9 protein-coding genes are annotated in these 5812 nt (G+C 65.5%); 7 read left to right on the forward strand and 2 right to left on the reverse strand.

Annotated elements, in window-relative coordinates; genetic code table 11:
- The 7 genes from KDH09_04455 to KDH09_04485 all read left to right on the forward strand — a co-directional run.
- The coding region (locus tag KDH09_04455; GenBank protein MCB0218923.1) for a hypothetical protein at positions 1-1033 on the forward strand (1033 nt) is incomplete at its 5' end.
- 154 nt (positions 1034-1187) lie between these two features.
- Positions 1188-1739 (forward strand): hypothetical protein, encoded by a 552-nt coding sequence (locus KDH09_04460; GenBank protein ID MCB0218924.1) that lies wholly within the window; start codon positions 1188-1190, stop codon positions 1737-1739.
- 40 nt (positions 1740-1779) lie between these two features.
- Positions 1780-2154: a hypothetical protein gene (locus KDH09_04465; GenBank protein ID MCB0218925.1), complete on the forward strand. Its 375-nt coding sequence runs from the start codon at positions 1780-1782 to the stop codon at positions 2152-2154.
- A 10-nt stretch (positions 2155-2164) separates the two neighbouring features.
- Positions 2165-3250 (forward strand): hypothetical protein, encoded by a 1086-nt coding sequence (locus KDH09_04470; GenBank protein ID MCB0218926.1) that lies wholly within the window; start codon positions 2165-2167, stop codon positions 3248-3250.
- Between the two features lie 126 nt (positions 3251-3376).
- Entirely contained in the window at positions 3377-3598 is a 222-nt protein-coding gene (locus tag KDH09_04475) for a hypothetical protein (protein MCB0218927.1), read from the forward strand.
- Positions 3598-4134: a M15 family metallopeptidase gene (locus KDH09_04480; protein MCB0218928.1), complete on the forward strand. Its 537-nt coding sequence runs from the start codon at positions 3598-3600 to the stop codon at positions 4132-4134. Before KDH09_04475 ends, KDH09_04480 begins: the two co-directional genes overlap by 1 nt.
- Before the next feature lie 165 nt (positions 4135-4299).
- Positions 4300-4809: a hypothetical protein gene (locus KDH09_04485; protein ID MCB0218929.1), complete on the forward strand. Its 510-nt coding sequence runs from the start codon at positions 4300-4302 to the stop codon at positions 4807-4809.
- Here the strand turns inward: KDH09_04485 and KDH09_04490 are convergent, their stop codons facing one another.
- The gene (locus KDH09_04490) at positions 4810-5217 is read right to left on the reverse strand and encodes a 2Fe-2S iron-sulfur cluster binding domain-containing protein (protein ID MCB0218930.1); all 408 of its coding nucleotides are present in this window, start codon (positions 5215-5217) and stop codon (positions 4810-4812) included.
- A 106-nt stretch (positions 5218-5323) separates the two neighbouring features.
- A partial coding sequence (locus tag KDH09_04495) for an Hsp70 family protein (protein ID MCB0218931.1) occupies positions 5324-5812 on the reverse strand: 489 nt, incomplete at its 5' end.

Genomic DNA, 5812 nt, shown 5'->3' on the forward strand with positions numbered 1-5812 from the left:
CGAGCAGGTGCGCTATTTCGAATCCGGGCACCCGCTCACCCTCTTCCTGCAGATCCTCACCAGCACGGGTGCCGGAACGAACGGCGCCTACGACGTGCTTGGCGTGGGCGAGGGGCTCGGCATCGATACATCCCTCATCAACGTCGCGGCCATTGAGGCCATCCGCGACGACCTCACCTCGCAGGCGCGCGTCGCCTTTGTTCTCGTCGAAGAAATTGCGGACGCAAAGGCGTGGCTCGAAGAGCAGCTCCTCGTGCCGGCCGGCTGCGTGCTGAGCGTCGATGAGAACGAGCGTATCACGGTCGCCTTTTACGGGCCGCCGCTGCCGGGAGAGACGCTTGCGCCGCTGGGACCCGACGATGCGCTTGGCGGCGTGTCTCTCGATGCCGACCTTGGATTTTCGGGCGTCCTCAACGTGGTGGACGTTCGCTACTCCCGCGACCCGGTGAGTGAGAAATACCGCGGGAGGGTGCTGGTGCTCGACAATGACAGCATCCAGGCCCATGGCAGCGCGAAGAAGCTCGTGCTGGAACTCGGCGGCGTGCACGGACTCGATTCGGTGGTTTCGCCGGACCCGGTGGGCGACTCTGTGGCAGAGCTGGTCGCCGCCCGACTTCTCAGCCGGTATGCCGCGCCGAGAAAAGAGATTTCCTGGAGCGCGCCGCTGACCCGCTGCGCCACGCCGGTAGCGCACCTCATCGAGGTGAGCGAAGACCGGTTCCCGGCGGTCGTGATCGATGAGAGCCAGGCTCGCCACCTGAGCAAGGGCAACCAGAGCGTGCTCTACGAAGTTGTCTCACGCTCTGTCGACTATGCGCGCGGCGTGGTGGGGCTGAGGCTCCTTGAAAGCGAGTTCACCGGCGAGCGCTATCTCTTCCTCAATGACGACGCTGCTCCAGATTACGAGGGCGCAAGTGCGCAGGAGCGGCGACTTGGCTACCTGGCAGCCGACGCGGACGACGCGCTGAGTCTCAACGAAAGTCCATTGCCCTTCGCCGACGGCGGCGAGGCCTATCGCATCTATCCGGTCTGAAAATGGGCTTCAGCTCCAAATCACCCCCTCTCCCTTTCAGGGAGAGGGGCGGGGTGAGGGGCCGCCACGTTCAGCCCTCACCCGCCCTTCGGGCATCCTCTCCCTGAAAGGGAGAGGGACACAAATGAGAACGACTTGATCCCAGGAGGAACCCATGGCCGATGGAGCCGGGGCGATTTCGCCCCCTTATACCGACATCACCGACAGCACGCTGAGCGCCGGCAAGCCCTGGACGCAGACGCTGGCCAGAACCCTGCGCGACGACGTCGATCACGTGCACGCGCTCATTCACGACCCGGTTAGCGGGCACAGTCACGACGGCGTCAACTCGTCGCTCATCAGTGCGGCGGCCTCGATCATTCTGCCGGACTCGGTGAGCCTCAAGGCAAGCGGCAGCTCGTCCGTTTCCTGGACCAGCGTTTCCATCGCAGCCGATACGGGCGCGAACACAGCGAAGATTGCCGTGCTTTGCGCGCGGATGAGTGGCGCGACAGCCGGTCTGGGACAGATCAACCTGCGCAAGACTGGGACAAGTCCCGCAAGTCCGCGACAGCTTGTGATGCCTGTTGGCGGGCTCTCCGGCCAGCTCCGCTGCGTGGAGCGCACGATTTTCGTTCCCCTCGATGGTTCCGAGCAGTTCGACTACCAGGCCGTCTTCCCCGGCGGTGGTTCGTGGGATCTGTATCTCGAAGGCTGGATCATCTAGCCCCTTCTCTTTCGCTACTTCCAAACACAAGGAGTGTTCCATGAAACTCAAGGTTTTCCTTGCGGCGTTGATCTGTGTCTGCGTCGCCCATTCACCCGCCCGGGCCGAGCAGGTTTCGGTCCAGCGCAAGACATTTTCCGCAGACGGGTCGCTCTCACTCTCGCACACCCAGCGCGTGCGCCGCGTGAGCTTTGATTGCCGCGGCACCTGGGGCGGCGGGAGCATCGCGGCGCAGGTGAGCGTGAACGGTTCCGACTTCACCGTTGCCGCCCAGGGCGGCGTGGCAATTTCCTGCAGCGCCGATTGCACGAAGCAGTTCCTGGGCGAGGGCATGGGCCCCTACCGCGCGATGCGGCTTTCCCTGAGCGGATCGACCAGCCCCGATCTGGACTGCGTCGTCCTGCTGGGCGAGTAGGGAGGCGATGATGAAAAGATTTGTCACCACAGCGCTTCTTCTCTTTTTCTTCCTTGCGGGTCGCGCCCTCGCGGGAGTCGATACCGTTCCTTCCGCGGGCGGCAGCGTCTCTCCGTGGAGCGGGACCGCCTACCAGGCTGCCGAGACCGACAATGGCGACTCGGGCAGCGCCGATGTCATCGACTGGTCGCTGGGCAACAACCAGCGCAGCACCCTCACCGGTAACGTGAGCTTCACCTTCGTGCCGCCGGGCGGACCGGCGCACCTGGCGCTGCGCATGGTCCAGGACGCTTCGGGATCGCACACGGCCTCCTGGCCGGTGGAGGTCGAGTGGGACGGCGGCGTGGAACCCACGTGGGATACCACCGCCGGGATCGTGAGCATTGCGAGCTTCTATTACGACGGCACCGGTTACTACGGTACCGGGATGACCGGCATGCCGGTTGCGCATCCGCGCGTGAGTTTTGTCTCCGACACGGGTTTTGTGGGCACGGCCGCAGACGGCGTCGCGGGCATCAATACGGCCAGCGAGACCTGGGCCAATCTGCTGCTCACGAGCCCCAATCTTGCCGCGTCGCACATGGGCGATCTGGGCGGCAACGCCAACACCCTGCAGGCGATCGTGATGGCGAGCGCGACCACGGATGAGTTCTCCACGATGCTCTGGCCGCTGCTGTGCTTCAATACTGGCGACGGCTCCATTCCCGGCGGCGCAACGATCACGAGTGCCAGCCTCGAAGTCTCCGGCTGGAGCGGCGACGCCGCGAACACGCTGGCAATGAACTTCGACATCCATCTGGTGGGCGCGACGCCGGCCGATGCCGGCAGCCTTGCCGCCTCCGATTTCAGTCAGATCAGCACGACTTCGCTGGATTCAATCGCCTTCGGCGCGCTGAGCGGCGCGGGACCCAACACCTGGGACGTGCCGGCAGGTCAGATCAACACCGGCGCGCCTTCCTGCTTTGCGCTGGTGGCCGGGGATTTCGTCAGCGGGTCGTTCACCGGAACCTGGTCGAGCGGCGCATCGAGCGTGGTGAGCTTCGAGAGCACGGAGAACACGAACCGGCCGACGCTGACCGTCAACTACGCGCCCTAGGAGGCTTGCCATGCTCCGCAAATGGATGACGCGTCTGATTGCCGCGCGCAGCCCCGACCCCGACGAGCCCAGCCCCCATCTGCGCGCGCTTCACGCGCTGATGGACGAGCACACCCAGGAGAGACCATGCCCGGACCGCCCACGTGGGAAGAAGCCCGCCTCCACGTTACCGAGGAACTGGATCGCTACGACGAGTGGCTGAGAAACCTCGAGCGGCGCACCCAGCATCTGGAGGCCAGCAAGGCCGTCACCGACCTGCGCTTTGCACTGGCCGCGGCCCTGGCGAGCTCGGCGCTCACCGGCGCCGTGGCGATTCTCGTCTACTTCGTGACGCGCGGGGGATGGTGATGCTCATCGAAAACGATCCGACCCGACTCTCACCGGCGCTCCACGCAATCTGGCTGGAGGTGTGCGCCCGCGTCCTGCGCGAGCGCGGCTGGCACCTGTTCCTTACGCAGACTCACCGCGATCAGGAGGCCCAGGCGCTGGCATTCAGTCAGGGAAAGTCCCGCGCCCGCTGGGGCGAGAGCTGGCACAACCTCGAGCCCGCGCTCGCGCTCGACTTCGCGGTGGTGAGCGATTTTACGAAAATCCCTACCCGTCGCTGGTCGATGCCGGGCGCCTTCGACTGGGACGAGCGCAAGCTCGCCTTCGTCGGGCGCGTGGCCGAGCAGTGCGGTCTTGTCTGGGGCGGGCGATTTACGGGCGTCCGGGATCTGCCTCATCTGCAGGGCCCGGCCGCTGCCGCACCAGGCGAGAGCTGGCACGCACTCAGTCCCTCGGGGCGCGAAGCGCGCGTGGCCGAAGAGATTGCCTCACGCCACTCGCAGGTGTTTGAGCTTCATCCCCGCAAGAATTTCAGCAACCGCTTCCCCTCTCCCTGAAAGGGAGAGGGTGCCCGTCAGGGCGGGTGAGGGTGGGACGGTCGCGTAACGATATGGACCTCCCACCCTCGCCGCGGCCCTTTTTCCGCGACGTTCCAGCTTCCCACAACCCCCTCTGGCCGTCGGCCATCTCCCCCGGCGCGGGGGAGAAAAAGGAGTACGTTCGTGAATTTCTTCACTCACATTCTTAATGGAAAGAAAACCATTGTCGGCCTGATCGGTTTTGTCGGCTGCAAGGTGCTCGCCCGCGCCCTGCCCGAGGCGGGCGAGGCCTGCGAGATGCTCGCCGACTACGTCTTCGCCCCGCTGGCGGGCCTCGGCGCCTGGCACAAGCTCGCCAAGATCGAGGGGACTTCGCCCCGTCCATCCGCGCCTCCGCGCGGGAACTCCGGCAACGGGACCGCGCCGCCGCCGGCAAGCGCCGCCAGCTTCGAGCGCTTCGGCGCCCGCCGCGCCCCGCATGCGCTGATCGTTGCGGCGCTCCTTGCCGGCACGACCCTGACCGGCTGCGCCAGCCTCCAGGGGCAGGGCCTGGCACGCGGCATCACCGAAGCCGCCCGCGACGCCCTCGAAGGCGCCGCCGAGGAGGCGAACATCAGGAAACACCTGCGGGATTTCTTCGAGGACGTGGGGGAGTTGCTGTTTGGGGAAGAGGAGATTGAGGCGGGGCAGTAATCAGTGGCCTTCCTTCACCGCATTGCGATTCCACTCGGGAATCTCCACCACCAGATCCTGGCTGCCGTCGGGGACGGCCTGACAGGCCAGGCGGCTTTCCATGGTGTTGCCAGGCGCATTGTCGAGCATGTCGAGCTCGGCGTCGGAGGCCTCGGGGATTGTGTCGAGGCCCTCGCTGACGATGACGTGGCAGGTGCTGCAGGCGCAGACGCCGCCGCAGGCGTGGTCGATGTCGACGCCGTGGCCGAGTGCGATCTCCAGGATGGAGCCGGGCTCGCCGTCGCGGCTGTAGGGGATTTCCCCGGGATTGACCTCGACGGTCACGTTCATCGGCATGAACTTGATCTTGTAGGGCTTCTTGGGGCCTTCGGCCTTGTTTGCTTCGATGTAGGGGTTCGTGCCGCCCATGGGGGTCTCCTTCGTGCGCGTGGCTGCAACGCCTCGCGCGCGGGGCCTACCTTAGACAGCGTCCGCGCGGCGGTCCAAATTCCTGACTCAGTTGAAAGGGTAGCCGCTAGATCGAGAGCTCTTCGGAGTCGCCCTCGAACTCCATCTTCGCGTACTCGGTGCTGAGTGCGGAGACTTCCTCGTCGCTCAGAGAGGACTGCGCCTCGATCTGCACGGCCTGGGCCTTGCCGGTCTTCTTGTCCTTGGCCTGGACGTGCAGGATCCCGTCGGTATCGAGGGCGAAGGTGACTTCGATCTCAGGGATGCCCCGCTTGGTGCCCGGGGGCAGCGGCAGGACGACCTCGCCCAGGAACACGTTGTCGGAGGAGACCTTGGCCTCGCCCTGGGTGACGATGACGCGCACCGATTCCTGATTGTCCTTGACCGTGGTGAAGACCTTCGCCTTCTTGGTCGGGACGGTCGTGTTCTTGGGAATGATCACGTAGGTCATGTCCCCGAAGGTCGCCACGCCCAGCGAGAGCGGGGTGACGTCCAGCAGAATCTTCTTCCAGGGGGCGATGTTCGCCTCGCCGCTGGGGCGCCCGCCGAAGCTGGC

The sequence above is a fragment of the Chrysiogenia bacterium genome (genome assembly GCA_020434085.1).
GTDB lineage: Bacteria > JAGRBM01 > JAGRBM01 > JAGRBM01 > JAGRBM01 > JAGRBM01.